General features: G+C 72.4%; 27 protein-coding genes. 21 read left to right on the top strand and 6 right to left on the bottom strand.

Annotated elements, in window-relative coordinates; translation table 11 throughout:
* Positions 1–69 precede the first annotated feature (69 nt).
* From alr to A37W_RS0115035, 14 genes are all read left to right on the top strand, one after another.
* The gene (gene alr / locus A37W_RS0115100) at positions 70–1,104 is read left to right on the top strand and encodes an alanine racemase (RefSeq protein ID WP_018303875.1); all 1,035 of its coding nucleotides are present in this window, start codon (positions 70–72) and stop codon (positions 1,102–1,104) included.
* Positions 1,105–1,230: 126 nt separating this feature from the next.
* Complete coding sequence (locus A37W_RS0115095; RefSeq protein WP_018303874.1) at positions 1,231–1,623, top strand: hypothetical protein; 393 nt, start codon at positions 1,231–1,233, stop codon at positions 1,621–1,623.
* A 290-nt stretch (positions 1,624–1,913) separates the two neighbouring features.
* The gene (gene radA, locus A37W_RS0115090) at positions 1,914–3,287 is read left to right on the top strand and encodes a DNA repair protein RadA (RefSeq protein WP_018303873.1); all 1,374 of its coding nucleotides are present in this window, start codon (positions 1,914–1,916) and stop codon (positions 3,285–3,287) included.
* A gap of 7 nt (positions 3,288–3,294) precedes the next feature.
* A complete protein-coding gene (locus A37W_RS0115085) occupies positions 3,295–3,909 on the top strand; it encodes a CvpA family protein (RefSeq protein ID WP_018303872.1) in 615 nt (204 codons plus the stop codon).
* A 12-nt stretch (positions 3,910–3,921) separates the two neighbouring features.
* A complete protein-coding gene (locus A37W_RS0115080) occupies positions 3,922–4,173 on the top strand; it encodes a hypothetical protein (RefSeq protein ID WP_018303871.1) in 252 nt (83 codons plus the stop codon).
* A 108-nt stretch (positions 4,174–4,281) separates the two neighbouring features.
* The gene (gene purF, locus A37W_RS0115075) at positions 4,282–5,817 is read left to right on the top strand and encodes an amidophosphoribosyltransferase (protein ID WP_018303870.1); all 1,536 of its coding nucleotides are present in this window, start codon (positions 4,282–4,284) and stop codon (positions 5,815–5,817) included.
* Positions 5,818–6,179: 362 nt separating this feature from the next.
* Positions 6,180–6,431: a hypothetical protein gene (locus tag A37W_RS22155; RefSeq protein WP_018303869.1), complete on the top strand. Its 252-nt coding sequence runs from the start codon at positions 6,180–6,182 to the stop codon at positions 6,429–6,431.
* An 81-nt stretch (positions 6,432–6,512) separates the two neighbouring features.
* Positions 6,513–7,124, top strand: coding sequence for a hypothetical protein (locus A37W_RS0115065; RefSeq protein WP_018303868.1), 612 nt, complete (start codon positions 6,513–6,515; stop codon positions 7,122–7,124).
* A complete protein-coding gene (locus A37W_RS0115060; RefSeq protein ID WP_018303867.1) occupies positions 7,121–7,762 on the top strand; it encodes an SDR family NAD(P)-dependent oxidoreductase in 642 nt (213 codons plus the stop codon). The genes A37W_RS0115065 and A37W_RS0115060 overlap by 4 nt, the downstream gene beginning before the upstream one ends.
* 207 nt (positions 7,763–7,969) lie before the next feature.
* A complete protein-coding gene (locus tag A37W_RS0115055) occupies positions 7,970–8,941 on the top strand; it encodes an NAD-dependent epimerase/dehydratase family protein (protein ID WP_018303866.1) in 972 nt (323 codons plus the stop codon).
* Positions 8,942–9,059: 118 nt separating this feature from the next.
* Positions 9,060–9,845 (top strand): 5'/3'-nucleotidase SurE, encoded by a 786-nt coding sequence (gene surE / locus A37W_RS0115050; protein WP_018303865.1) that lies wholly within the window; start codon positions 9,060–9,062, stop codon positions 9,843–9,845.
* Positions 9,842–10,483, top strand: a complete 642-nt coding sequence (locus A37W_RS0115045; protein WP_018303864.1) for a protein-L-isoaspartate(D-aspartate) O-methyltransferase — start codon at positions 9,842–9,844, stop codon at positions 10,481–10,483. The genes surE and A37W_RS0115045 overlap by 4 nt, the downstream gene beginning before the upstream one ends.
* Before the next feature lie 67 nt (positions 10,484–10,550).
* Positions 10,551–11,816 carry a M23 family metallopeptidase gene (locus tag A37W_RS0115040; RefSeq protein WP_018303863.1) on the top strand — a complete coding sequence of 422 codons (1,266 nt, stop codon included), beginning with the start codon at positions 10,551–10,553 and terminating at the stop codon, positions 11,814–11,816.
* 46 nt (positions 11,817–11,862) lie between these two features.
* Entirely contained in the window at positions 11,863–12,945 is a 1,083-nt protein-coding gene (locus A37W_RS0115035) for an ABC transporter ATP-binding protein (protein ID WP_018303862.1), read from the top strand.
* Positions 12,946–13,127: 182 nt separating this feature from the next.
* Here the strand turns inward: A37W_RS0115035 and A37W_RS0115030 are convergent, their stop codons facing one another.
* Positions 13,128–13,775 (bottom strand): helix-turn-helix transcriptional regulator, encoded by a 648-nt coding sequence (locus A37W_RS0115030; protein WP_018303861.1) that lies wholly within the window; start codon positions 13,773–13,775, stop codon positions 13,128–13,130.
* A gap of 192 nt (positions 13,776–13,967) precedes the next feature.
* On the opposite strand from A37W_RS0115030, the gene A37W_RS0115025 reads away from it, so the two are divergent.
* From A37W_RS0115025 to A37W_RS0115010, 4 genes are read left to right on the top strand one after another with little or no spacing between them, the layout of a single operon-like run.
* On the top strand, positions 13,968–14,183 hold the full coding sequence (locus tag A37W_RS0115025; RefSeq protein WP_018303860.1) for a twin-arginine translocase TatA/TatE family subunit: 216 nt from the start codon (positions 13,968–13,970) through the stop codon (positions 14,181–14,183).
* 21 nt (positions 14,184–14,204) lie between these two features.
* A complete protein-coding gene (tatB, locus tag A37W_RS0115020) occupies positions 14,205–14,717 on the top strand; it encodes a Sec-independent protein translocase protein TatB (RefSeq protein ID WP_018303859.1) in 513 nt (170 codons plus the stop codon).
* On the top strand, positions 14,714–15,586 hold the full coding sequence (tatC, locus tag A37W_RS0115015; RefSeq protein WP_018303858.1) for a twin-arginine translocase subunit TatC: 873 nt from the start codon (positions 14,714–14,716) through the stop codon (positions 15,584–15,586). The genes tatB and tatC overlap by 4 nt, the downstream gene beginning before the upstream one ends.
* Positions 15,583–16,422: an ATP-binding protein gene (locus A37W_RS0115010; RefSeq protein WP_018303857.1), complete on the top strand. Its 840-nt coding sequence runs from the start codon at positions 15,583–15,585 to the stop codon at positions 16,420–16,422. The genes tatC and A37W_RS0115010 overlap by 4 nt, the downstream gene beginning before the upstream one ends.
* A gap of 31 nt (positions 16,423–16,453) precedes the next feature.
* On the opposite strand, the gene A37W_RS0115005 is transcribed toward A37W_RS0115010, so the two are convergent.
* On the bottom strand, positions 16,454–17,011 hold the full coding sequence (locus tag A37W_RS0115005) for a histidine phosphatase family protein (protein WP_018303856.1): 558 nt from the start codon (positions 17,009–17,011) through the stop codon (positions 16,454–16,456).
* Entirely contained in the window at positions 17,008–17,784 is a 777-nt protein-coding gene (locus A37W_RS0115000; RefSeq protein ID WP_018303855.1) for an SDR family oxidoreductase, read from the bottom strand. Before A37W_RS0115000 ends, A37W_RS0115005 begins: the two co-directional genes overlap by 4 nt.
* Before the next feature lie 61 nt (positions 17,785–17,845).
* On the opposite strand from A37W_RS0115000, the gene A37W_RS0114995 reads away from it, so the two are divergent.
* The gene (locus tag A37W_RS0114995) at positions 17,846–18,841 is read left to right on the top strand and encodes a Hint domain-containing protein (RefSeq protein ID WP_018303854.1); all 996 of its coding nucleotides are present in this window, start codon (positions 17,846–17,848) and stop codon (positions 18,839–18,841) included.
* Between the two features lie 59 nt (positions 18,842–18,900).
* On the opposite strand, the gene A37W_RS0114990 is transcribed toward A37W_RS0114995, so the two are convergent.
* On the bottom strand, positions 18,901–19,161 hold the full coding sequence (locus A37W_RS0114990) for a DUF7218 family protein (RefSeq protein ID WP_018303853.1): 261 nt from the start codon (positions 19,159–19,161) through the stop codon (positions 18,901–18,903).
* Positions 19,162–19,248: 87 nt separating this feature from the next.
* On the bottom strand, positions 19,249–19,881 hold the full coding sequence (locus tag A37W_RS0114985) for a hypothetical protein (protein WP_156169410.1): 633 nt from the start codon (positions 19,879–19,881) through the stop codon (positions 19,249–19,251).
* 178 nt (positions 19,882–20,059) lie between these two features.
* Between A37W_RS0114985 and A37W_RS0114980 the strand changes: the two genes are divergently transcribed.
* Together A37W_RS0114980 and A37W_RS0114975 are read left to right on the top strand one after the other, a co-directional pair.
* Positions 20,060–21,685: a peptide chain release factor 3 gene (locus tag A37W_RS0114980; RefSeq protein WP_026198524.1), complete on the top strand. Its 1,626-nt coding sequence runs from the start codon at positions 20,060–20,062 to the stop codon at positions 21,683–21,685.
* Positions 21,682–22,152 carry a DUF6869 domain-containing protein gene (locus tag A37W_RS0114975; RefSeq protein ID WP_018303850.1) on the top strand — a complete coding sequence of 157 codons (471 nt, stop codon included), beginning with the start codon at positions 21,682–21,684 and terminating at the stop codon, positions 22,150–22,152. The genes A37W_RS0114980 and A37W_RS0114975 overlap by 4 nt, the downstream gene beginning before the upstream one ends.
* An 804-nt stretch (positions 22,153–22,956) precedes the next feature.
* On the opposite strand, the gene pobA is transcribed toward A37W_RS0114975, so the two are convergent.
* The gene (pobA, locus tag A37W_RS0114970) at positions 22,957–24,126 is read right to left on the bottom strand and encodes a 4-hydroxybenzoate 3-monooxygenase (RefSeq protein WP_018303849.1); all 1,170 of its coding nucleotides are present in this window, start codon (positions 24,124–24,126) and stop codon (positions 22,957–22,959) included.
* Between the last annotated feature and the right edge of the window lie 12 nt (positions 24,127–24,138).

The raw sequence follows: 24,138 nt of genomic DNA, 5'->3' as shown, positions 1-24,138 counted from the left end.
CCGGGTCCCGGGCGCGGCCGGGAGCGTACGGACTTGCCCGCCTCCCCCGCCCCTGCCAGAAGGGGCGCCATGGCCAGCGGGCAGCTCACCATCGACCTCTCGGCAATCGCCGCCAACTGGCAGGCGCTCGACGCCCTGACCGCGTGCGAGACCGGCGCGGTGGTCAAGGCCGACGGCTACGGCCTCGGCGCCGACCGGGTGGCGCGGACGCTGGCGCATGCCGGCTGCCGACGGTTCTTCGTGGCGATGGCCTCCGAAGGCGCGAAGGTGCGCCAGGCGGTGGGCCCGGGCCCCGAGATCGGCGTCTTTTCCGGCCACATGCGCGGCGACACCGACATGATCGGCGATCTGATGCTGACGCCGATGCTGAACTCGCTCGACCAGCTCACCCGGCACTTCGAGGCGCTGCCGGGCCACCCGTTCGGCATCCAGCTGGACACCGGCATGAACCGGCTGGGAATGGAGTGGGACGAATGGGTCGCGGTGGCCGAGATCGCCCTGCAGCAGCGCCCGATCCTGCTGATGAGCCACCTCGCCTGCGCGGACGAGCCCGACCACCCGATGAACGCCTACCAGCTCGACCTCTTCCGGCAGATGACCGACGGCCTCGGCGTGCCGCGCTCGCTGGCCGCGACGGGCGGCATCCAGCTGGGCGCCGACTACCAGTTCGACCTGACCCGCCCCGGCGTCGGCCTTTACGGCGGCCTGCCGTTCGACGGCGCGCACCCCGTCGTCCGCCTCGATCTGCCCGTCGTGCAGGTGCGCGAGCTCGGTGAGGGTGAGGTCGTGGGCTACGGCAATTCCTGGCAGGCGGCGCGCCCCTCCCGGATCGCCACCGTCGCCGCCGGCTACGCCGACGGCCTGCCCCGCGCGCTGCAGGGCGGACTGCGCCTGTGGCACGGCCGGACGCCCTGCCCGGCGGTGGGGCGGATCTCGATGGACCTGATCACAGTCGACATCACCGACCTGCCCGAGATCCCGGAGACGCTCGCGGTGCTGGACGAGCACCAGCGCGTCGACGATCTCGCCGCCGCCTGCGGCACGATCGGCTACGAGGTGCTGACCTCCCTCGGCGCCCGCTACGAGCGGCGCTACACGGGGTGAGCGCGCGGCCCGCCCCAGCGCCCGTCCGCGGCCGCGCCGCCCCCGCTCCCGCCCCCGCCCCCGATCCCGGCTCTCAGCCGGTCATCCACGGCCGCGCCGACGGCCCGATCTGCGCGCGAGCCTGAGATGGATTTCCTGCGCCCCGACCCGGTCCTGCTCGTCTTCTTCGCCGTGAAGCAGACCGCGTGGCTGCCGTTCGTGCTGGTCCTGGCGCTGGTCCGCGTCGCCTTCGCCCGCCGCGCCGCGCGCTGGCTGGCGCTGCTGGCGGCAGTCATCGCCACCCTCGGCATCGCGGTGCAGATCGTCCCCGGCTGGCTGAACGTCTACGACAGCCCGCTGGTGGCCTGGGGCAGCCGCTGGCGCAACGCCTGGGGCGGCCTCCTCGCCCTCGCCTCGGCCTCGCTGCCGCTGCTGCTGTCCAGCTACGCAACCGGCCGCCGCTTCTGGGGCATCGACGTCCTGCACATCCTCGCCCTCCTCGCCCTGCTCGGCCTCTGGGCCTACAGCCTCTACGGCTGAGCCCGCGCCCCTTCCGCGATTCGGCGGAGGGTCAAGGACGCGCGTCAGCGCGCCGGCGACAGCCGGGTATCCTTGACGCTCCGGCGAATCGCATCACGCTGACGGGAGGCGCGTTCAGGGGCACACCTGCCCCTGAACCGCTTCCCAAGCAAAGGCGCAACCATCCGCCACGCCCGACGCCATCGGCAGGAGCCCCCACGACGGGACGGCGGGCGGGGCGATGCGCGCAGCGCGAGCGCCGGACGCCGGCCCCATTGCCCGCGCCCCCCGCATCGGCGATGTAGCGCGCCATGGCCAGGGATGCCCTCTACGTCTGCCAGTCCTGCGGCGCGACCCACGGCAAGTGGTCCGGCCGCTGCGACGCCTGTGGCGAGTGGAACACGATCCGCGAGGAGGCGCCCCTCGCCCCCGGCCCCGCCGGCAAACGGCAGGCCCGCGGCGCCGCGCTGGACCTCACCGACCTCGGCAGCGCCGAGCCCGAGCCGCCGCGCACGAGGGCCGGCGTCGAGGAGCTGGACCGCGTCCTCGGCGGCGGCCTCGTCAAGGCCTCCGCCCTCCTCGTCGGCGGCGATCCCGGCATCGGCAAGTCGACGCTGCTGCTGCAGGCCTCCGCTCGCTTCGCGCGACAGGGGCTGAAGGTGATCTACGTCACCGGCGAGGAATCGGTCGGGCAGGTGCAGATGCGGGCCCGCCGCCTCGGGCTCGAAGGCAGCCCCGTCATGCTCGCCGCCGAAACGTCGCTGGGCCGCATCCTGGCCACGCTCGAGGCCGAGCAGCCGGACCTCGCCATCATCGACTCGATCCAGACCATGTGGTCCGACAGCGTCGACGCCGCCCCCGGCTCGGTCTCCCAGGTCCGCGCCGCCGCGCACGAGCTGACCCAGGCGGCCAAGCGGCGCGGCATCTCGGTCGTCATGGTCGGCCACGTCACCAAGGAGGGCGCCCTCGCCGGCCCTCGGGTGGTCGAGCACATGGTCGACTGCGTCCTCTACTTCGAGGGCGATCGCGGCGGCTCCTGGCGGATCCTGCGCGCCCACAAGAACCGCTTCGGCCCGGCGGACGAGATCGGCGTCTTCGAGATGACCGGCAAGGGCCTGATCGAGGTGCGCAACCCCTCGGCCCTGTTCCTGGGCGAGCGCGGCGCGCCGGTGCCGGGCGCCGCCGTCTTCGCCGGGATCGAGGGCACGCGCCCGATCCTGTGCGAGATCCAGGCCCTCGTCGCCCCCGCCCCCGGCGGCAGCCCGCGGCGCAGCGTCGTCGGCTGGGACGGCTCGCGCCTGGCGATGATCCTGGCCGTCCTCGAGGCCCGGGCCGGCCTGTCCTTCGCCGGGACGGACGTCTACCTCAACGTCGCCGGCGGCCTGCGGGTGACCGAACCCGCAGCCGACCTCGCCGTCGCCGCGGCGCTCGTCTCCGCGCGCGAGGACGCGGCCCTGCCACAGGAGTGTGTCATTTTCGGCGAACTTGCCCTGTCCGGTGGAGTCCGTGACGTCGCGCAGACGGAGAATCGCTTGAAGGAAGCAGCCAAACTTGGTTTCTCCACGGCCATCCTGCCCGCCCGGACGCGGCGGGGCGCGTCCCACGGGCTGGCGCTCAGGGAGGTCCGGGACGTGCCGGGCTTCGTGACGGACACCTTCGGGGACGCAACCCCGGGACGAGGATAGAGGGCAGATGGAAGGCTTCACCCTGATCGACGGCGCGGTCGCGCTCATCATCGTGGTTTCCGCGCTGCTCGCCTATTCGCGCGGCTTCGTGCGCGAGGCGCTGGCGATCGCCGGCTGGATCGGCGCCACCATCCTCGCCTTCATCTTCGCCGACCAGGTGCAGCCGCTGATCAACCAGCTGCCGGTCGTGGGCGACTTCATCGGCGACTCGTGCGAATTGTCGATCATCGCCGCCTTCGCCGCGGTCTTCGCCGTGGCGCTGGTGATCTTCTCGATCTTCACGCCGCTCTTCTCGGGCGTGATCCAGCGCTCCGCCCTCGGCGGCGTCGACCAGGGCCTCGGCTTCCTGTTCGGCGTGCTGCGGGGCATCCTCCTCGTCGCGGTCGGCTTCTTCGTCTACGACACGGTCCTTGCCGCGCAGTCGATCGACATGGTCGAGAACAGCCGCTCGGCCGCGATCTTCGCCGACTGGACCGGCCAGATCGAGAACCAGCGCCCCGAAGAGGCGTTGGGCTGGATCACCCGTCAGTACGAGCAGCTGGTCGGCGAGTGCGGCGCCCCGGTCGAGGCCGCCACCCCCGTCGCCCCCGGGGCCGCACCGGACGCCGACGCCGGCAACTGAGGAGAGACGCCGATGCGCCGCGCAATCTACGCCCTTCTCGGCTTCGTCCTGCTCTTCGGCATCTATCCGTTCCTCGCGCCGCTGGCCGGGACGCTCGCCAGCGACGGCTGGACTGCCGCGACGGCGGCGCTGGCCGGCGGCATCCTGCTGATGGTGCTGGCCGGCCTCACCCTGCTGATGGCGGCGGCGCGCGGCCCCAAGGGCGTGCCGCGCGACCCCGACGCCGCGCGCGTCCTCGGCCCCCAGGGCCGGCGCGGCAGCTGATCCGGCGCCGCATCGCCGCACCGCGGCACCTTCTCGTGATCCTTTCGTGACACTCCGGACCCGAGCGACTATGTCAGGCGCGACCTCCCCGGAATCGGAGCTGCCCCGTTGTCCGACCCGCGTCCGTCCCGCACCGCCCCCCTGCCAGACGTCGCCCTGCCCGCCCATCCCTTCGACCGCGAGGCGTGGGACCCCGACGGAGACAAGCTGCGCGAGGAATGCGGCGTCTTCGGCGTCATCGGCGTCGCGGACGCGGCCAGCTTCGTCGCCCTCGGCCTGCACGCCCTGCAGCACCGCGGGCAGGAGGCGGGCGGCATCGTCACCCACGATGCCGGGACCGGCTTCCACTCCGACCGGCGCATGGGCTACGTGCGCGACAACTTCACCTCGCCCGAGGTGATCGCGGGCCTGCCCGGTTCGCTCGGGATCGGGCACGTCCGCTACTCCACCGCCGGCCACAAGGGCCAGACGGCGATCCGCGACGTGCAGCCGTTCTTCGGCGAGTTCTCGATGGGCGGCGCGGCGGTGGCCCACAACGGCAACATCACCAACGCCAACGCGCTCCGGAAGGAGCTGATCGCCCGCGGCTCGATCTTCCAGTCCTCGTCCGACACCGAGTGCATCATCCACCTGATGGCCCGCTCGATGGGCGCCACCATCCCCGACCGCATGGAAGAGGCGCTGCGCAAGGTCGAGGGCGCGTTCAGCGTGGTGGCGATGACCCGGACGAAGCTGATCGGCGTGCGCGATCCCCTGGGCGTGCGCCCCCTGGTCCTCGGCCGGATCGACACCGGCGGCGGCGCGCCCGGCTGGGCGCTGGCGTCCGAGACCTGCGCGCTGGACATCATCGGCGCCACGTATCTGCGCGAGATCGCCCCCGGCGAGATGGTCGTGATCTCGGACGAGGGCGTCGAGAGCCACTTCCCCTTCCGCCAGAAGCGCCAGCGCTTCTGCATCTTCGAGCACGTCTATTTCAGCCGCCCCGATTCCATCCAGGGCGGCCGCTCGGTCTACGAGACGCGCGAGGCGATCGGGGTGGAACTGGCGAAGGAAGCCCCGGTCGAGGCCGATCTCGTCTGCCCGGTCCCCGACAGCGGCACGCCCGCCGCCATCGGCTATGCCCGGCAGTCCGGCATCCCCTACGGCATGGGCATCGTGCGCAACCAGTACATGGGCCGCACCTTCATCGAACCGACCGAGCAGATCCGCAACATGGGCGTCCGGCTGAAGCTGAACGTCAACCGCGCGCTGATCCGCGGCAAGCGGGTGATCCTCGTCGACGACAGCGTGGTGCGCGGCACCACCTCCCGCAAGATCAAGGAGATGATCCTCGACGCCGGCGCGGCCGAGGTGCATTTCCGCATCGCCAGCCCGCCGACCGCCTGGCCCTGCTTCTACGGCGTCGACACGCCCGAGCGGTCCAAGCTGCTGGCCGCGACGATGTCCGAGGACGAGATGCGCGACCATCTCGGCGTGGACAGCTTGCGCTTCATCTCCCTCGACGGCCTCTACCGCGCCGTGGGCGAGGCCGGCGGCCGCGACCCCGCCCGCCCCGCCTACTGCGACGCCTGCTTCTCGGGCGACTACCCCGTCGCCCCGTCGGACATGATCGACCGGGGCTTCGAACTCCGCGCCGCCGAGTAGCGCCCCCGTCCGCGATTCGGCGGAGGGTCAAGGACGCCGCAGGCGCCGGCGAAGCCGGGTATCCTTGACGCTCCGGCGAATCGCGAGAACCATCGATGAGGCGCGTTCAGGGCAGACCTGCCCCTGAACCGCCTCCCCAGCACGATCCCGACCTCTCCCCACTTCCCGACCTCACCACCTTGTCACCGAGACGGGACGGCGGGCGGGGCGATGCGCGGCCGCAGGCCTGCGCGAGCGCCGGACGCCGGCAGAAACCCGCCACGCGACATGCGCGCCCCTTCCATGCCGCGGTGCGGCGTCATACGTCCCGCGCCGCTGACGGGCACGGCACCCGCAACGCCGGCCCGCAAGGAGGCTTACCCATGACCGAGACCACGACCCCCGAGACCGCCGCGGCGGCCTCTCACGAAGGTATCCTGCCGATGGACGAGACCGCGCTGATCGGCGTGTTCCTCGGCCAGACGCCGACCGCGCTCCTGCGCCTCTCCGACGGCCAGATCGTGAAGGTCGGCGTCGGCACCCGCGTCGGCGAGGCCGAGATCGTCGCGATCGACGAGAGCGGCCTGCAGCTGGACGAGGGCGGCCGCGCCACCGCGCTGACCCTGCCGGGCTGAGCGCTCCGCCTTGCCCTCGCCCGCGGGGCGCGGATATGGGAAGGCAATGAAGGACGCCCGCCACATGCCCGACTTCGACGCGTGCCCGCCGTCCCGCGCGCCGGCGACGGATCCGGGGACGGCGGGGGCGTGAGCTTTCCGGCCAACGTCTTCGTTCTCAACACCGGGCGCTGCGGCTCGATGACGCTGGCGCGCGCCTGCGGGCACCTGTCGAACTGGACCGCGGCGCACGAGAGCCGGACGCACCTGACGGGTGCCGCCCGGCTCGCCTACCCGGACCGGCACATCGAGATCGACAACCGGCTCAGCTGGTTCCTCGGACGGCTCGACGCGGCCTTCGGCAACGACGCCGCCTACGTCCACCTGACCCGCGACCCCGAGGCGGTGGCCGAGAGCTTCGCCGCCCGCGCCCGCCAGGGCATCCTGCGGGCCTACCGGACCGACATCCTCGCCCGCTCGCGCCGACGGGCGACGGGCCGGCCGCTGATCGACGAGTGCCGCGACTACGTCGACACGGTCACGCAGAACATCCGCCACTTCCTCAAGGACAAGTCCCACGTCATGCCGATGCGGCTCGAGACGCTGGCGGCGGATTTCGACGCCTTCCTCGGCTGGACCGGTGCGGCGGGCGACCTCGCCGCCGCCCGCGCCGAGATCGCGGTCGTCCACAACGCCACGGAGCCCCGCGCATGACGCTTCCCGCCCTCATCACCGGCGCCTCCCGCGGTCTCGGCGCCGCCTTCGCCGAGACGCTTGCCGGCGACCGCCCGGTGATCGCCGTGGCCCGCACGCAAGGGGCGCTGGAAGAGCTCGACGACCGCATCAAGCCCGCCGGCGGCGAGGCGGTGCTGGCGCCGATGGACGTCACCAACGACGGCGCGATGCAGACCCTGTGCCGGACGATCCACGACCGCTGGGGCGGGCTTTCGCTGTGGCTGCACTGCGCGATCTACGCGGCGCCCCTCTCCCCCGCCGACCACGTGGCGGAGAAGGAGATGGACCGCTCGCTCGCCACCAACGTCGCCGCGACCGCGCGGCTGATCCGCTACGTCTCGCCCCTGCTGAAGGAGGGCGGCCGGGCGGTGTTCTTCGACGACCCGCGCGGCGGCGAGAAGTTCTTCGCCGCCTACGGCGCCACCAAGCGCGCCCAGATCGGCCTCGCCGAGCACTGGCGCGCCGAGTCGATGCGCGTCGGGCCGACCGTCCTGATCCTGCGCCCCCGTCCCATGGCCACCGCCGTCCGCGCCCGCTTCCATCCCGGCGAGGACCGCACCGCACTGGCGGACCCGCGGGAGGAGGCCGCCCGCCTGCTGGCGGAGATCACCGGCTGACGTCCCGCCGGTGCCCGGCCCCGACCGGCAGTTAGGCGGCCGGACCCAGCCCAAACGACACGCCCCGGCCCTGAGCCGGGGCCTCGCCGGGATCCAGCGCCCGGCTGCGCGAGGCCCAGCTCGAGGCCGGGGCGAGCGCCACCCTTCCCGTAGCCTCCGCCCTTCCCTTCCGCTAGCGTGCCGCCTGCCGCAACGGAAGGACCACCTATGCGACTGCTCATCACCGGCGCCACCGGCAAGGTCGGGCACCACGTCCTGGACGCGCTCGCCATCGACCCGCGCTACCGCGGGGCCGCAATCCGCGCCCTGGTTCACAGCCGCCCCCTCGATCGGCCGGGGATCGAGACCGTCACCGGCTCGCTCTCCGACGCGGCCGGCGTGGCGCGGGCGATGGAGGGGGTGACCCATGTCCTGCATATGGCGGCGGTCAAGGAATCCCCCGACCTCGCCATGGAGGTCGGCGTGAAGGGCATGTTCCACCTTCTCGAGGCGTTCCGCCACGAGGGCGCGCCGGGCCGGTTCCTCCTCCTCGGCGGCGACTGCAGCGTCGGACACATGTTCCACGCCTATCCCGGCCCGATCACCGAGGACAGCCCGCGCCGCGCCTACCCGGGTTGCTACGCCCTGACCAAGGTGCTCGAGGAGGTGATGCTGGAGCAGGCGCGGATCCAGTACGGCCTCGACACCTGCTGCCTGCGGGCGCCCTGGATCGTGGAGAAGGACGACTTCCGCCACGCGCTGTCCTTCACCGACCAGTTCGGCGGCCCGGCGTGGGAGGAGGTGATGGACGCGGACGCCCTCGCCGCGGCGCGGGCGCGGCCGTCGGTGCCGGTCCTCCTCGACCATCAGGGCGCGCCGCTGAAGCGCAACTTCGTCCACGTCTCGGACCTCGTCGCCGCGATCCTGACGGCGCTCGTCCATCCCGCGGCGGAAGGCGAGCTGTTCAACATCGCGATGGACGAGCCGGTGGACTACGCCGCGGTCGGCGACATCCTGGCAGAGCAGAACTTCGTCCCGGTGGAGGTCCGGGGCCCCTGGCACTCCAACTGGCTGTCGAACGCCAAGGCGCGGCTGCGCCTCGGCTGGCGGCCGCGGGTGGACCTGCGGGAGATGATCGAACGCGCCTTCGCCTACGAGCGGGCGGCGGACGATCCGCGCAAGGTCTGGTATCCCGGCTGAAGCGCCCCCTCGACATCTGCGAGCGTGACCCTCCGGCCACGGCCCGGGCCGGCCGGTGCGCGGCCCTTCCGTCCGGCGGCGCCCCGGCTTAGGAAGAACCGTGGGCCGAGGGGGCGAGATGCGCATACTCATCACCAACGACGACGGGATCAACGCCCCCGGCCTCGAGGTGATGGAGAGGATCGCGGCCGAGGTCGCGGGCCCCGGCGGCGAGGTCTGGACCGTCGCCCCGGCGTTCGAGCAGTCGGGCGTCGCCCACGCCATCAGCTACACCCACCCCACCATGATCGCCGAGCTGGCCCCGCGCCGCTGGGTCGCCGAGGGCAGCCCAGCGGACTGCGTCCTCGCCGCCGTGGGCGACATCATGGCGGACGCGCTGCCCGACCTCGTCCTGTCGGGCGTGAACCGGGGCAACAACGCCGGCGAGAACGTCCTCTATTCCGGCACCGTGGGCGGCGCGATGGAGGCGGCGCTCAAGGGCCTGCCCGCCATTGCGCTGTCGCAGTACTACGGCCCCGGCAACTCGGCCCTCGACGACCCGTTCGAGGCCGCGGCCGCGCATGGGGCGGCCGTGGTCCGGGACATCCTCGCCGCCGGCCTCGCCGCCGACGGCCCCTACGGCATCTTCTACAACGTCAACTTCCCGCCCGTCCGCGCCGCCGAGGTCGCCGGCCGGCGCGTCGCCCCGCAGGGCGCGCGGGCCGGCGGCGGCATGCAGACCGAGCCGCACATGTCGCCCTCGGGCCGACGATTCCTCTGGGTCAGGAGCGGCCGGCAGGATGTGACCGCGGGCGAGGACAGCGACGTCACCGCCGCGCTCGACCGCTATATCGCGGTCACGCCGATGCGCTGCGACCTGACCGCCCACGACCTTCTCGCCCCGCTGGCCGAGAGGCTGACGTGACCGACGAGGCCGAGCGCAAGATGCAGTTCCTCTACGCGCTGCGCTCGCGCGGGGTGACGGACGCGCGCGTCCTGTCGGCGATGGAGAAGATCGACCGCCGGGCCTTCGTGAAGGGCCTCTTCGCCGAGCGCGCCTACGAGGACATGCCGCTGCCGATCGCCTGCGGCCAGACGATCAGCCAGCCGTCCATCGTGGGGCTGATGACCCAGGCGCTGCAGATCAATCCGCGGGACAAGGTCCTCGAGGTCGGCACCGGCGCGGGCTACCAGGCGGTGATCCTCGCGCAGCTGGCGCGGCGGGTCTACACGCTGGACCGCTACCGCCGCCTCGTCGTGGCCGCCCGCGCGGTGATCGAGGAGTTGGGTATCCCCAACGTGACGGCGATCACCGCCGACGGCAGCTTCGGCCTGCCCGAGCAGGCACCGTTCGACCGTATCCTCGTGACCGCGGCGGCCGAGGACGCGCCGTCGCCTCTCTTGGCCCAGCTGCGCGTCGGGGGTATCATGGTGCTGCCGGTGGGCCAGTCCGACGCGGTGCAGAGCCTGATCCGCGTGACCCGTCACGAGACGGGGTACGAGTACGAGGAGCTGCGCGCCGTCCGGTTCGTGCCCCTGGTCGAGGGCGTGGGCGAGGACTGACCCCGCGCGGGAACGGACGACAGACAGGCCGGCGCCAAGACCGGCCGACAGGCGAGTGGTGACATCGATGCGGCAACTTCCGGCCTTCGGCCCCCGGATTACCCTTGGTACGGCGCGGCTGGCGATCCCGCTCGCGGCGCTGACCCTGTCGGCCTGCAACGGCGGTCCCATGGACCTCGACCTGCGGTCGCGCGCGGACGGGTTCACCACCGCGACCGCGGCGGCCGAGGCGGCGAACCGGCCGCGGCCGGACGAACGCGGCGTCATCACCTACCCGAACTACCAGGTCGTCGTCGCCCGCCGCGACGACACCGTCACCTCCATCGCCGGCCGGCTCGGCCTCGATCCCCAGCGGGTGGCCGAATACAACGGCGTGCAGCCGGACACGGTGCTGCGCCGGGACGAGATCATCGCCCTGCCCGACCGGGTGCCCGGCGCCGTCACGCCGGTCGCGGCGCCCGCCCCGGCGACCGCCCCCACCGCCGCGCCGGCGGTCAACGTGACCGAACTCGCCTCGGCCGCGATCGACCGCGCCGCACCGGCGCAGCCGGCGGCCGCCGCGCCCGCCGCCTCGGGGCAGCCCTTCGCGCCGCCCGCGGGGGCCGAGCCGATCCGCCACCAGGTCCAGCGCGGCGAGACCGCCTACATCCTCGCGCGGCGGTACGGCGTCCCGGTGCGCACCATCGCCGAATGGAACGGCCTCGGCCCGGACCTCGCGATCCGCGAGGGGCAGCAACTGCTGATTCCCCGTGGCGGCACCCCGGCGGCCGACCTGCCGGTCGAGGTGGCCCAGCCCGAGCCCGGCGCCGGATCGGTCACGCCGGTCCCGCCCTCGGCCGTGGTCCCGCTGCCGGACGAACGGGTGGAACCCGCCGCCGCGCCCGCCCCCTCCGGCACCGCGACGACCCCCGCGCCCGCCGCCGAGCCGCCGGCGCCTGCCGTCCCCTCTCCCGATCTCGGCGCGCAGCAGACCGAGACGCGCGAGGCGCAGATGGTGATGCCGGCCGCCGGCTCGATCATCCGCGACTACGCCGCCGGGCGGAACGAGGGCATCGACATCGGCGCGTCGGCCGGAGCGCCGGTCCGGGCCGCCGATGCCGGCACGGTCGCCGCGATCACCACCAACACCGAGGGGATCGACATCGTCGTGATCCGTCACGACGGCGACCTGCTGACGGTCTACACCCACCTCGACAACCTGAGCGTCGCCCGCGGCGACCGCGTCAGCCGCGGCCAGCAGATCGGCGCGGTGCGGGCGGGCAACCCGGCCTTCCTCCACTTCGAGGTGCGCCGCGGAATGGAGAGCCGCGACCCGACCGAGTACCTGCCCTGATGCGTCGCACCGCGTTCCCTCCCGCCGGCCGGGATCTGCCGTCCCGGTGAGCGAGTCTCCGCGCCTGGAGGTCCATGGCCTCGTCCGGTCCTTCGCCGGGCGGCGCGTCGTGGACGACGTGTCGCTGCAGGTCCCGGCCGGGCAGGTGACGTGCCTTCTCGGCCCCTCCGGCTGCGGCAAGTCCACGACGCTGCGGATGATCGCCGGCGTCGAGACGCCGGAGGCCGGCGAGATCCGCGCCGACGGCCGCGTCCTGCACGGCGCGGACGGGCACGTCCCGCCGGAAGGCCGCGGCATCGGCCTGATGTTCCAGGATTTCGCGCTGTTCCCCCACCTCGACGTCGCCCGCAACGTCGGCTTCGGCCTCGCCGGCGGCCGGTCCGAGGTGGCGGCGCGGGTGGACGAGATGCTCGCCCGCGTCGGCATGACCCGCTTCGCGGCGAAGTATCCGCACGAACTGTCGGGGGGAGAGCAGCAGCGCGTCGCGCTGGCGCGCGCGCTGGCGCCGCGGCCGCGGATCATGCTGATGGACGAGCCCTTCTCGGGCCTCGACGAGCGCCTGCGCGACGGCATCCGGGACGAGACGCTGGCGGTGCTGAAGGAGGCCGGCGCCGCCGTCGTCCTCGTCACCCACGAGCCGGCCGAGGCGATGCGCATGGCCGACGAGATCGCGTTGATGCGCGACGGCCGGATCGTCCAGCGCGGCGCGCCCTACAACATCTACAACGCCCCCGTGGACCGCGAGGCGGCGGCGTTCTTCAGCGACATCAACGTGATCCGCGGCACCGTGCGCGGTGCGCTGACCGAGACGCCGTTCGGCCAGTTCCTCGCCCCCGGCGTGCCCGACGGCACCGAGGTCGAGATCGTCATCAGGCCCCAGCACCTGCGGATCGACTTCGACCGCCAGGGCCGCGGCCCCAACCCCACCGCCATCGAGGGCACCCCCGCCCGCGGCGTGGTGGAGCGGGCACGGTTCATGGGCTCTGTCAGCCTGGTGGAGTTCCGCATGGAGTTCGACGGCTCGATCCTGAAGGCCGAGGTGCCGTCGGTGTTCCTGCCGCGCGTGGGCACGCCGCTGTGGCTGATGATCCGCCGCGACCGGTGCTTCGTGTTCCCGGTGCGGCGGTAGCCGGGTCCGCCCCCGCCGGTGCCGTTGCAGCGGCGGACGGCCGGTGCCCGGGCCTTCCGCGCGGCCCGTAGACGCAAGGGCATCCCGTCCCGGGCTCGACCCGGGACCTCGCCGGCCCCGGCGGCGCCCTCTCTCCGCGAGGCCCAAGGGCGAGCTCGGGGGTGGGGATCCCGCGGACACTCTCACGCCGGCCGCGACAGGTACGCCTCCAGCCCCTTGTCCGCCTCCTCCGCGAACAGCCGCGGCAGCGGCGCCAGCGCCTCGACCCGATGCAGCGGCACCTCCGTGAAATCCCCCGCCGTCTCGCTCCACGCGATCAGCGCCCAGAGGCCGCCCCAGTAGTCGAGCCGGAGCGGCCGCACCTCGGCCGTCTCCCCGTCCAGCGTCACCCGCAGCACCTGCCGCGCCCGAATCGCGGCCCGTGCCGGGGCGAGGTGCGGCAGGGCGCCCGCCTCGCGGGCCAGCGGCGCCGCCCCCAGGCCCCGCGCCTCGGCCCCCTCGGCGCCGATCCGCGCCAGCAGACCCGACGCCGCTGCGCCCAGCTCTCCCCCGGTATCGGCGAGCGAGGCGAGGGCAGTCGACAGCGCCTCCATCTCCAGCGCCGTCAGGTGCATCGCCGGCAGCGCCACCTCGGCCGTCGCGACGTAGCCGAGGCCGCGGACGCCGGCGACCGGCAGCCCGGCCGCCGTCAGCCGCTCCATGTCGCGCCAGATCGTCCGCTCGCTGACGCCGAGCCGCCGGGCGAGGTCGGCGGCGCGCCACAGGCGTCCGTCGCGCATGAGGCGCAGGATCGCCTCGCGGCGGGCGGCGGTGTCGGACCGGCTGGCCATGCCGGAGCCTATCACGGCGCTCCTGTCCGATAAATGGCAGTTGGCCTTCCACATTCCGAAATCGCCTCCCGACGCCTCCGCGGGCGGCCCGGACGCCCGATCCGCCCTTTCGCCCCGCCCCCCGCGTCGGCTATCACCGTCCCGACCCGGCGCCCCGCGCCACGTGAAGCCGTCCGAAAGGGAGCCAAGGACATGCTGAACAACATCGGCCTTCCCGGCCTTCTCCTCATCGCCGTCGTGGTGCTGGTCCTGTTCGGCCGCGGCAAGATTTCGTCGCTGATGGGCGAGGTCGGCAAGGGCATCACCGCCTTCAAGCGCGGCGTCGAGGACGGCAAGAACGAGATCGAGGAAGCGTCGGCGACCAACGCCCGCGACGTCACCCCCGAGGAACAGCGCGACCGCGCCTGACGCCGTCCCCGCGAGGCAATCATGTTCGACCTCGGCTGGAGCGAGCTGCTCCTGATCGGCATCGTGGCCCTGATCGTCGTCGGGCCCAAGGACCTGCCCGGCCTGTTCCGCACGGCCGGCCAGTTCATGGGCAAGGCGCGCGGCATGGCGCGCGAGTTCACCCGCGCGATGGAGGCGGCGGCCGACGAGTCGGGCGTCAAGGACGTGCAGAAGACGCTGCGCGCGGCGGCCAACCCGAAATCCTTCGGCGTGCAGAAGCTGCGCGAGGCGAGCGACTTCTCCTCCGGGCTGAAGCCCGGCGGCGCCACCGAGCGGATGACCAAGGAGCGGGCCGAGGCGTCGGCCAAGATCCGCGACAACGCCGCCCGCGTCGCCGCCGAACGCCGCGCCCGCGAGGCCGAGGCGGCGCAGCCCGATCCCGGCCCCGCGACGGCGGACGGACCGGTGGTCGACCCGGCGGCCCCCGCCCCGGACAGCGCGCCCGCGCCGCAGCCCGCGTCCGAGGAGACGACGAAGTCGGGTAGCCAGCCGTGAGCACCGTGCAGGACGACATCGAGGACAGCTCGGCCCCGCTGATCGAGCATCTGGCCGAGCTTCGGACCCGGCTGATCTACTCCCTGCTCGCCTTCGTGGTGGGGATGGTGATCTGCTTCACCGTCTGGAACCCGATCTTCGACTTCCTGACCCGTCCGCTCTGCCAGGCGCTGGCCGAGGAGGGGCGCGAGGATTGCGGCCTGATCCTGATCGCGCTGCAGGAAGGCTTCTTCGTCGCGATCAACATCTCGCTTCTGGGCGGGCTGGTCCTGTCGTTCCCGATCATCTCCTACCAGATGTGGCGTTTCGTGGCGCCGGGGCTGTACCGGCAGGAGAAGAACGCGTTCCTGCCGTTCCTGATCGCCTCGCCGGTGATGTTCTTTCTCGGCGCGGCGTTCGCCTACTACGTCATCACGCCGCTGGCCTTCGACTTCTTCCTGGGCTTCCAGCAGCCGGGCAGTCTCCTGGAGGGCCCCGAGGCCGAGACGGCCGTGGCGGGCATCGCCTTCCAGGGATCGGCGCAGGCCTACCTGGGTCTCACGATCAAGTTCATCGTCGCCTTCGGCCTGTGCTTCCAGCTGCCTGTCCTGCTGACGCTCATGGGCAAGGCGGGGCTGGTCAGCGCCGCGGGCCTGCGGTCGGTGCGCAAGTACGCCGTCGTCGGCATCCTCGTCGTCGCCGCCCTCGCGACGCCGCCCGACATCATCAGCCAGGTGATCCTCTTCACCGTCGTCTACGGCCTCTACGAGGTGTCGATCTTCCTGGTCGCCCGGGTAGAGCGCAAGCGCGAGGCCGAGCTGCGCGAACAGGGCCTGTGGGTCGACGACGAGGAAGAAGCGGACCTCGCCGAGGACGAGCCGCGTACGTGAGCGAGCCGCTCGAGAGGATTGCCGCCGCGCTCGAGCGGATGAGCCCGCCCGAAGGGGCGGCGCCGGACTTCACCTCGGCCCCCGCCTTCGTCTGGCACCCCGAGCCGGACCGGCTGGCTCCGGTGCGGCGCGTGAACCGGATCGACGTCGACCTCCTCGTCGGCGTCGATCGGGCGCGGGACACGCTGCTCGCCAACACCCGCCGCTTCGCCGAGGGGCTGCCCGCGAACAACGCCCTCCTCTGGGGGGCGCGGGGAATGGGAAAGTCCAGTCTCGTCAAGGCGGTGCACGGCGCGGTGAATGTCGAGCACGAAGAGCTGAAGATCATCGAGATCCAGCGCGAGGATCTCGCCAGCATCGGCCGCTGCCTCGCCCTGCTGCGGCCGGCGCCGCAGCGCTTCGTCCTGTTCTGCGACGACCTGTCGTTCAGTCACGACGACGCGCACTACAAGAGCCTCAAGGCCGTCCTCGACGGCGGGATCGAGGGGCGGCCGGACAACGTCATCCTCTACGCCACCTCGAACCGGCGGCACCTGATGCCGCGGGACATGATCGAGAACGAACGCTCCACCGCGATCTCGCCGAGCGAGGCGGTGGAGGAGAAGGTCTCGCTCTCCGACCGGTTCGGCCTGTGGCTGGGCTTCCACCCGTGCGACCAGGACGACTACCTCGCGATGATCCGCGGCTACTGCGACGCCTACGGCGTCGACGTGGGCGAGGAGGAGATGCGGGCCGAGGCGATCGAGTGGCAGGCCACCCGCGGCGCCCGGTCGGGGCGCGTCGCGTGGCAGTTCTTCACCGACCTCGCGGGGCGCAAGGGCGTCCGGCTGGGCTGACCGGCTGGCAGCCGGCCGGGCGGGTGCCGGCTCAGTCCAGCGCCTCCACCGGCCGCCAGGGATGGAGGGGCCGCCATCCGCCCTGGTCCCCTTCGGCCATCCAGACGCAGCCGCCGCGCGGCTGGTCCTCGGCCCGGGCGATCGGCCGCCCCGAGACGTGGCACCACAGGAGCGTGCCGACGGCGCCGTGACCGACGAACAGAAGGTCGCCCCCTGCCCCGTGCCGCGCCAGCGCGGCGACCATGCGGGCCTGCGCGTCCACCGCCCGCTCCCACCCGTTCGCGCTGTCCTGCGGATGCGCGAACAACAGGTCGGCCTGCCGCTCGTGCTCGGCCGCGGGCAGGTAGCCGGTGGAGGAGCGGTCGATCTCGCCGGTCTCCGGATCGGTCACGAACGGCCGGCCGAGCGCCGCCGCAGTCTCCTGCGCCTTGCGCTCGGGGCTGGCGACGATCCTCACGCCGTCGCCGGGCCAGCCCAGGGCCACCAGCGGCGCGAGCCGCGCCCGACCGGGCGCGGTCAGGGACCAGTCGGGCACCGGCACCGCCGGGTCGATCACTACCTCGGGGTGGCTGAAATAGATCAGCCTCACAGCGTGACGTTCGTGGCGCCGCCGTCGATCAGGATGTTCTGGGCGACGATGAAGCCGGAATGCTCCGAGCAGAGAAAGGCGCACATCGCGCCGAACTCCGCCGCGCTGCCGTAGCGGCGGGCGGGAATCGTCTGCATCCGCTTCTCGCGGGCCTCGTTGATCGGGATGCCCTCGGATTCCGAGACGCCCTTGTCGAGCGAATCCGCACGGTCGGTGGCGTGGATGCCGGGCAGCATGTTGTTGATGCACACGCCGTGCGGCGCGACCTGCCGTGCCGTCCCGGCGACATAGCCGGTCAGCCCCGCGCGGGCCGAGTTCGACAGGCCGAGGACCGGCACCGGCGCCTTCACCGACTGCGATGTGATGTTCACGACCCGGCCCCAGCCCCGGTCGATCATCCCCGGCAGGCACGCCTTCATCAGCGCGATGGGCGTCAGCATGTTGGCGTCGAGGGCGCGGATGAAATCATCCCGGTCCCAGTCCGACCACATGCCGGGCGGCGGGCCGCCGGCGTTGGTGACCAGGATGTCGATGTCGCCCGCCGCGTCCAGCACCCGCTTGCGGCCGTCCTCGGTCGTGATGTCGGCGGCGACCGCCGTCACGTCGACACCGCGGGTCCGCAGCGACTCGGCCGCCTCCATCAGCGGGCCTTCGGTCCGGGCGTTGATCGTCAGCGCCACACCGGCGTCCGCCAGCGCCTCGGCGCAGCCGCGGCCCAGCCCCTTCGACGCCGCCGTGACCAGCGCGCGCCGGCCCTTGATCCCGAGGTCCATCCGTCGTCTCCTTTCCGTCCATGCCGAACTCAGGCCGCATTCAGGAGTCATCCCGGGGCCCATGACCGATCCGAGCGAGACACTGGCCGAACAGGCCTTCGCAGTCCATCCCGGCGAGGACGTGGTCGTCACCGAAGGCGTCGCCCTGGGCGAACCCGTCTCGTTCGCGGACGAGCTGGTGATGGACGACGTCTACCAGCTGCGGGCGGACTCGCCGACGGGCACGCTGGTTCTGAGGGGGACCGAGGCGCCGGGCTGCTTGGTGATCGCCGCGGCCTCGAAACGGGGAGAGCCGGGGCGGATCGTCCATCTCGATTCCTGCCTGACCTTCATGGCCCGCGACGGCTCCACCCTCGAGGCGCTCGTGCTGGTCGAGGTGGAGGATGGCGCGGTCGCGGACATCCACCTCCTGCCGCTGGCGCCGCTGACCGAGAAGCACGACTACCGTCTGGTCGGCATCGACCGCGGCGCCGCGACGACGCGGATGGCCGAGATCGCCTGCGGCTCCTTCACCCGGGGCACCCGCATTGCGCTCGCCTCGGGCGAGCTGCGGCCGGTGGAGGAGTTGCGGGCGGGCGACCGCATCCTCACCCGCGACGACGGGGCGCAGCCGGTGCGGTGGGTCGGGCAGCAGACCCTGCGCGCGGTGGGCGAGTTCGCGCCCGTGGTCATCGCCGCCGGCGCCCTGCACAACGAAGGCGACCTGGTGGTCGCACCGGATCACCGGATATTCGTCTGGCAGCGCGAGGACCGGCTGGGCGCCGGCCGCTCCGAAGTCCTCGTGAAGGCGCGGCACCTCGTGAACGGGACCAGCGTGTACCAGCGGACGGGCGGGTTCGTGGATTACTTCCAGCTGCTCTTCGACGAGCACCAGATCGTTTATGCCGAGGGAATCGCGGCCGAGAGCCTGCTGGTCGATCCCCGCACGCGCGTCGCTCTGCCCCCTGAGTCCCAACGCGCGCACCGCTTTCGCGCGCACATGGGCTACGAGGTGGCGGAACAGCTGCTGTCGAGAGGGGACGCGGCGGCGCTCCTGCGGAGGGCGTCGGCCAGTTAGGCGCAGACGGGTAAGAAACCCATCCTGCGCAGACAGGGGCGCGGACCCTCCGCCGCGGCCTATTTCCGCAGCGCCTCGATCAGCTCGTCCTTCGTCATGTCCGACCGCCCCTCGATGTCGAGCTCCTGCGCCCGCCCGTAGAGGTCGTCCTTCGACCATTCCTCGTAGGACGGCGCCTTGCCGCCCTTTTGGCCGGGATGCTGGTCGGGGTTGGCCTGCGCGTTGGCGATGCGGGCGGCCTTCTCCTTGGGCATGCCGTCGTCGCGCATCGACTCGTAGGCCTCGTCGTTCTTGATCTGCGGACCGTGGTTCTTGGCCATGGCTCTCACCTCCGGGCTGTGACGTCCGGAAAACGTCCCGGCCGGGCGCATGTTCCCCGCGCACCCGGCCCGTCGCTTCGGAAGAGGTTAGTCGGCGACGACGAGAATCGAGGAGTCGAGGCTGTCGGTGCCGACGCCGACGACCCCGTCGCCGGACATGACGACGCTGCGCGGGTCGGGATTCCCGAAGAACACGCCCTCGACCGTCTGGTTGAATCGGTAGCTGTCGCCGCCGGCGACGAGGACCCCGGTGACGAGGTTGTCGCTTCCCAGACCCCGGGCCATTCCGGGCCCCCGCGGGACAGAGACGATGGCGCCTGGGCCGACCGTCAGGTTGCCCGCGGCCGGGATGACGGGGCCGGCCGCGCCGGTGTCGTCGGTGTCGGCCGCGAAGAGGAAGTCGGTCATCACCCCGCTGACGGTCGACGTCGCGAAGTCGGCGCGGATCTCGGCCGATCCCGCGAAGGCCGGCTCGCGCGCGCCGTCATTCATCGTGATCAGCGCCGGTCCCTCGAAGACCGCCGCGCCGGTGTCCGGCCGGTTCGACGCGAAGGTCGGCATGCCGAGGGAGGCAGGATCGGCCATGTCGGCGGCCTGCCGGACGGCCGCGTCGAAGGCTTCGCCGGGGGTCGGCGGGGTCGGTGCGTCCGAGGAGCCGCTGCTGCCGCAGGCCGCAAGGGCGAGGACGGAGGAAAGAAGGAGAGAACCGCGCAACATCATGACCATCCGTTGAGAATCAGGGACAGGTCGTTCATCTGCGTAAGGGTCGGCGCATGATCCGCGCACCTGCCGCGATGCAGCCGGCCGCGAATGTCGAGGCCTGCGTCCATTCCGCCACGTGCCGGCGAGGGCGCGGCCGCGATTGCGCCCCGCCGCGCCCCCTCTTATGTCCGCACCCATGAGCCAGACCGCCGCCCCGACCAACCGCCCCGCCCTGCCGCTCGAGATCGCGCGCCGCCGGACCTTCGCGATCATCAGTCACCCGGACGCGGGCAAGACCACGCTGACCGAGAAGTTCCTGCTGTTCGGCGGCGCGATCCAGATGGCCGGCCAGGTCCGCGCCAAGGGCGAGGCGCGGCGCACCCGGTCGGACTTCATGCAGATGGAGAAGGACCGCGGCATCTCGGTCTCGGCCTCCGCCATGTCGTTCGACTTCAAGGGCGCGGGCAACACCTTCCGCTTCAACCTCGTGGACACGCCCGGCCACTCGGACTTCTCCGAGGACACCTACCGCACGCTGACCGCCGTGGACGCCGCCGTGATGGTGATCGACGGCGCCAAGGGGGTGGAGAGCCAGACGCAGAAGCTGTTCGAGGTCTGCCGCCTGCGCGACCTGCCGATCCTGACCTTCTGCAACAAGATGGACCGCGAGAGCCGGGACACGTTCGAGATCATCGACGAGATCCAGGAGAACCTCGCCATCGACGTGACGCCCGCCAGCTGGCCGATCGGCGTCGGGCGCGACTTCCTCGGCTGCTACGACCTGCTGCACGACCGGCTGGAGCTGATGGACCGCGCCGACCGCAACCGCGTGGCCGAGACGGTACGGATCGCCGGGCTGGACGATCCGAAGATGGAGCAGCACGTGCCGCCCGCTCTGCTGGAGAAGCTGCGCGAGGAGGTCGAGATGGCGCGCGAGCTCCTGCCGCCCCTCGACCCCGCCCGGGTGCTGGAGGGGACGATGACGCCGATCTGGTTCGGCAGCGCGATCAACTCCTTCGGCGTGAAGGAGCTGATGGAGGGGATCGGCGCCTACGCCCCCGAGCCGCAGCCCCAATCGGCCGAGCCGCGGCAGATCGCGCCCGAGGAGGAGACGGTCGCCGGCTTCGTCTTCAAGGTGCAGGCCAACATGGACCCCAAGCACCGCGACCGCGTCGCCTTCGTGCGGCTGGCCTCCGGCCATTTCGAGCGCGGGATGAAGCTGACCCACGTCCGCGCCAAGAAGCAGCTTGCCGTGACGAATCCCGTCCTCTTCCTCGCCGCCGACCGCGAGCTGGCGGAGGAGGCGTGGGCCGGCGACATCATCGGCATCCCGAACCACGGCCAGCTGCGCATCGGCGACACCCTGACCGAGGGCGAGGCGATCCGCGTCACCGGCATACCGTCCTTCGCGCCCGAGCTGCTGCAGACGGCTCGCGCGGGGGACCCGATGAAGGCCAAGCACCTGGAGAAGGCGCTGATGCAGTTCGCCGAGGAGGGCGCGGCGAAGGTATTCAAGCCCGCCATCGGCTCGGGCTTCGTGGTCGGCGTCGTGGGGCAGCTGCAGTTCGAGGTGCTGGCGAGCCGGATCGAGCTGGAATACGGCCTGCCGGTCCGGCTGGAGCCCTCGCAGTTCAAGTCGGCCCGCTGGGTTGCCGGGCCGAAGGACAAGGTCGAAGCCTTCGCCGCCGCCAACAAGCAGCACATCGCCCACGACAACGACGGCGACCTCGTCTACCTCACGCGCCTGCAATGGGACATCGACCGGATCGAGCGCGACCATCCCGAGATCCGCCTGACGGCGACGAAGGAGATGATGACGTGAGTTCGATCCCGCGCGAGCTGGTCGCCGAGGCAACGCAGCTGCCGCCCCATGCCCTGCCCGACGGAGACTTGCCGATGGCGCGGTTCGCCGAGCGGCACGCGGAGTTCGTCGCCGCCGCGGCAAGGGACGAGGGCGCGGGGCATGCCGAATTCTGGACCTGGCTCGTCATGGAGGAGCTGGTGCGCGAACGCCCCGCGCAGGCGCTGGAGGCGATCCGCGCCGTGCTGGCGCTGCTGACCACGCCGGAGGAGGTGGCGTCGCTGGCGGCCGGACCGCTGGAGGACCTGCTGACGCACCACGGGGTCGTGGCGCTGGACGCGATGGAGGCCGACGCCACCCCGCGCCTGCGCTACGCGCTCACCGGCGTGTGGAAGGGCGACCTGCCGAAGGATGTCTGGCACCGGGTGGAGGCCCTGCGAGCCGGGTCGCCGGAGCTGGACGAAGGCGCGCCGCTGCCGGCGGCGTGACGCGGCGGGCGTGGGGCCCCGACCCCGTCCGATCTGAAAGAACCCGCCCCGGCCTTGAGCCGGGGCCCCGCGGGAACGGAGTGCCACATTTGCGTCGAGGTCCCGGGGCAGGCCCGGGACGGGCGTTCGATAAGGCGCCGCATCGCTTGCTCCGGCGAGCGGGGTCGCCCGAACTGGACCCGGGCAGACGCCGCCCTCCCTTGCGCCCCCGCCCCGGCCTTGAGCCGGGGCCCCGATGAAACGGAGCGGCGCGGTCGATCGAGGTCCCGGGACAGGCCCGGGACGGGCGTTCGATAAGGCGCCGCATCGCCTTGCTCCGGCGAGCGGGGTCGCCCGAACTGGACCCGGGCAGACGCCGCCCTCCCTTGCGCCCCCGCCCCGGCCTTGAGCCGGGGCCCCGATGAAACGGAGCGGCGCGGTCAATCGAGGTCCCGGGGCAGGCCCGGGACGGGCGTTCGATAGGGCGCCGCATCGCCCTGGTCCTGCGAGCGGGGTCGTCCGAACTGAAACCGGCTGAAACGCCGCCCCCACTTGCGCTCCCGCCCCGGCCTTGAGCCGGGGCCCCGATGAAACGGAGCGGCTCGGTCGATCGAGGTCCCGGGGCAGGCCCGGGACGGGCCTTCGATGAGGCGCCGCATCGCCTTGGTCCTGCGAGCGGGGTCGTCCGAACTGGACCCGGCTGAAACGCCGCCCACCCTTGTGTCCCCGCCCCGGCCTTGAGCCGGGGCCCCGATGAAACGGAGCGGCTCGGTCGATCGGGGTCCCGGGGCAGGCCCGGGACGGGCATTCCAGGGGCCGAGGGCCCTAGTACGGCAGCCCCACGTAGTTCCGCGCCATCGCCTCCTGCGCGGCGCGGTCGTCGCGCAGGAACGCGAGCTCCGCCTGCTGCATGCGGCGGTCGAAGGCGCTCTGCCCCGGGAAGTGGTGCAGCAGCGTCGTCATCCACCAGGAAAAGCGCTCGGCCTTCCAGACGCGCAGCAGCGCCTGTGCGGAATAGCCTTCGATCCCGGCATCGTCGCCGTCCCGGTAGTGCCGCACCAGCGCGTGATACAGGTAGTGCACGTCCGACGCCGCGGTGTTCAGCCCCTTTGCCCCGGTGGGCGGGACGATGTGGGCGGCGTCGCCGCACAGGAACAGGCGGCCCCAGCGCATCGGCTCGCAGACGAAGGACCGGAGCGGCGCGATCGACTTCTCGATCGACGGGCCGGTCACCAGCCGCTCGGCGACGGGCGCGGGGATGCGGCGGCGCAGCTCGTCCCAGAAGGCGTCGTCGGACCAGTTCTCGACCCGGTCCTCCATCGGCACCTGCACGTAGTAGCGCGACAGATGCGCGTTGCGCATCGAGCAGAGGGCGAAGCCGCTGTCGGAGGTGGCGTAGATCAGCTCGTCATGGACCGGCGGCGTCTCGCTGAGGATGCCGAGCCAGCCGAACGGATAGACCTTCTCGAACTCCCGCCGCTTCTCCTCGGGGATCGCCTTGCGCGACACGCCGTGGAAGCCGTCGCAGCCGGCGACGAAGTCGCAATCGATCCGCACTTCGCCGGCCGGCGTGCGAAGCGTGACGTAGGGCGCCTCGCCGTCCGCGTCGTGGATCGTCACATCCTCGGCCTCGTAGAGGATCGCCCCGCCCGCCGCCTCGCGCGCGGCGTAGAGGTCGCGGGTCACCTCGGTCTGGCCATAGACCACCACCGTCCGCCCCGTCAGCTCGCGAAAGTCGACGCGGATCTCCTCGTCGCCGGTGGAGATGACCGTGCCATCGTGGACGTAGCCCTCGGCGTCCAGCCGGTCCGCGACGCCCGCCTCGCGCATCAGGTCGACGAGGCCGCTCTCCAGCACGCCGGCGCGGATGCGCGACAGGACGTAGTCCTTCGTCTTGCGCTCCAGCACGACGCTGTCGATCCCCTGCCGGTGCAGGAGCTGGGACAGCAGAAGGCCCGACGGGCCGCCGCCGATGATGCAGACCTGCGTGCGCATGGAAGGGCCCCC

The sequence above is a fragment of the Wenxinia marina DSM 24838 genome (assembly GCF_000379485.1).
GTDB lineage: Bacteria > Pseudomonadota > Alphaproteobacteria > Rhodobacterales > Rhodobacteraceae > Wenxinia > Wenxinia marina.
Note: the sequence above shows the minus strand (reverse complement) of the source record. Positions and strands in the feature narration are given on the sequence as shown.

Coding starts and splice junctions, on each gene's coding strand:
- A37W_RS0115040 (WP_018303863.1), top strand. CDS start 10,551: ATGCGGCAACTTCCGGCCTTCGGCCCCCGGATTACCCTTGGTACGGCG.
- A37W_RS22155 (WP_018303869.1), top strand. CDS start 6,180: ATGACCGAGACCACGACCCCCGAGACCGCCGCGGCGGCCTCTCACGAA.
- A37W_RS0114990 (WP_018303853.1), bottom strand. CDS start 19,161: ATGGCCAAGAACCACGGTCCGCAGATCAAGAACGACGAGGCCTACGAG.
- A37W_RS0115095 (WP_018303874.1), top strand. CDS start 1,231: ATGGATTTCCTGCGCCCCGACCCGGTCCTGCTCGTCTTCTTCGCCGTG.
- A37W_RS0114980 (WP_026198524.1), top strand. CDS start 20,060: ATGAGCCAGACCGCCGCCCCGACCAACCGCCCCGCCCTGCCGCTCGAG.
- A37W_RS0115080 (WP_018303871.1), top strand. CDS start 3,922: ATGCGCCGCGCAATCTACGCCCTTCTCGGCTTCGTCCTGCTCTTCGGC.
- A37W_RS0115055 (WP_018303866.1), top strand. CDS start 7,970: ATGCGACTGCTCATCACCGGCGCCACCGGCAAGGTCGGGCACCACGTC.
- pobA (WP_018303849.1), bottom strand. CDS start 24,126: ATGCGCACGCAGGTCTGCATCATCGGCGGCGGCCCGTCGGGCCTTCTG.
- A37W_RS0115030 (WP_018303861.1), bottom strand. CDS start 13,775: ATGGCCAGCCGGTCCGACACCGCCGCCCGCCGCGAGGCGATCCTGCGC.
- A37W_RS0115060 (WP_018303867.1), top strand. CDS start 7,121: ATGACGCTTCCCGCCCTCATCACCGGCGCCTCCCGCGGTCTCGGCGCC.
- surE (WP_018303865.1), top strand. CDS start 9,060: ATGCGCATACTCATCACCAACGACGACGGGATCAACGCCCCCGGCCTC.
- radA (WP_018303873.1), top strand. CDS start 1,914: ATGGCCAGGGATGCCCTCTACGTCTGCCAGTCCTGCGGCGCGACCCAC.
- A37W_RS0115000 (WP_018303855.1), bottom strand. CDS start 17,784: ATGGACCTCGGGATCAAGGGCCGGCGCGCGCTGGTCACGGCGGCGTCG.
- A37W_RS0114995 (WP_018303854.1), top strand. CDS start 17,846: ATGACCGATCCGAGCGAGACACTGGCCGAACAGGCCTTCGCAGTCCAT.
- tatB (WP_018303859.1), top strand. CDS start 14,205: ATGTTCGACCTCGGCTGGAGCGAGCTGCTCCTGATCGGCATCGTGGCC.
- alr (WP_018303875.1), top strand. CDS start 70: ATGGCCAGCGGGCAGCTCACCATCGACCTCTCGGCAATCGCCGCCAAC.
- A37W_RS0114985 (WP_156169410.1), bottom strand. CDS start 19,881: ATGATGTTGCGCGGTTCTCTCCTTCTTTCCTCCGTCCTCGCCCTTGCG.
- A37W_RS0115085 (WP_018303872.1), top strand. CDS start 3,295: ATGGAAGGCTTCACCCTGATCGACGGCGCGGTCGCGCTCATCATCGTG.
- A37W_RS0115025 (WP_018303860.1), top strand. CDS start 13,968: ATGCTGAACAACATCGGCCTTCCCGGCCTTCTCCTCATCGCCGTCGTG.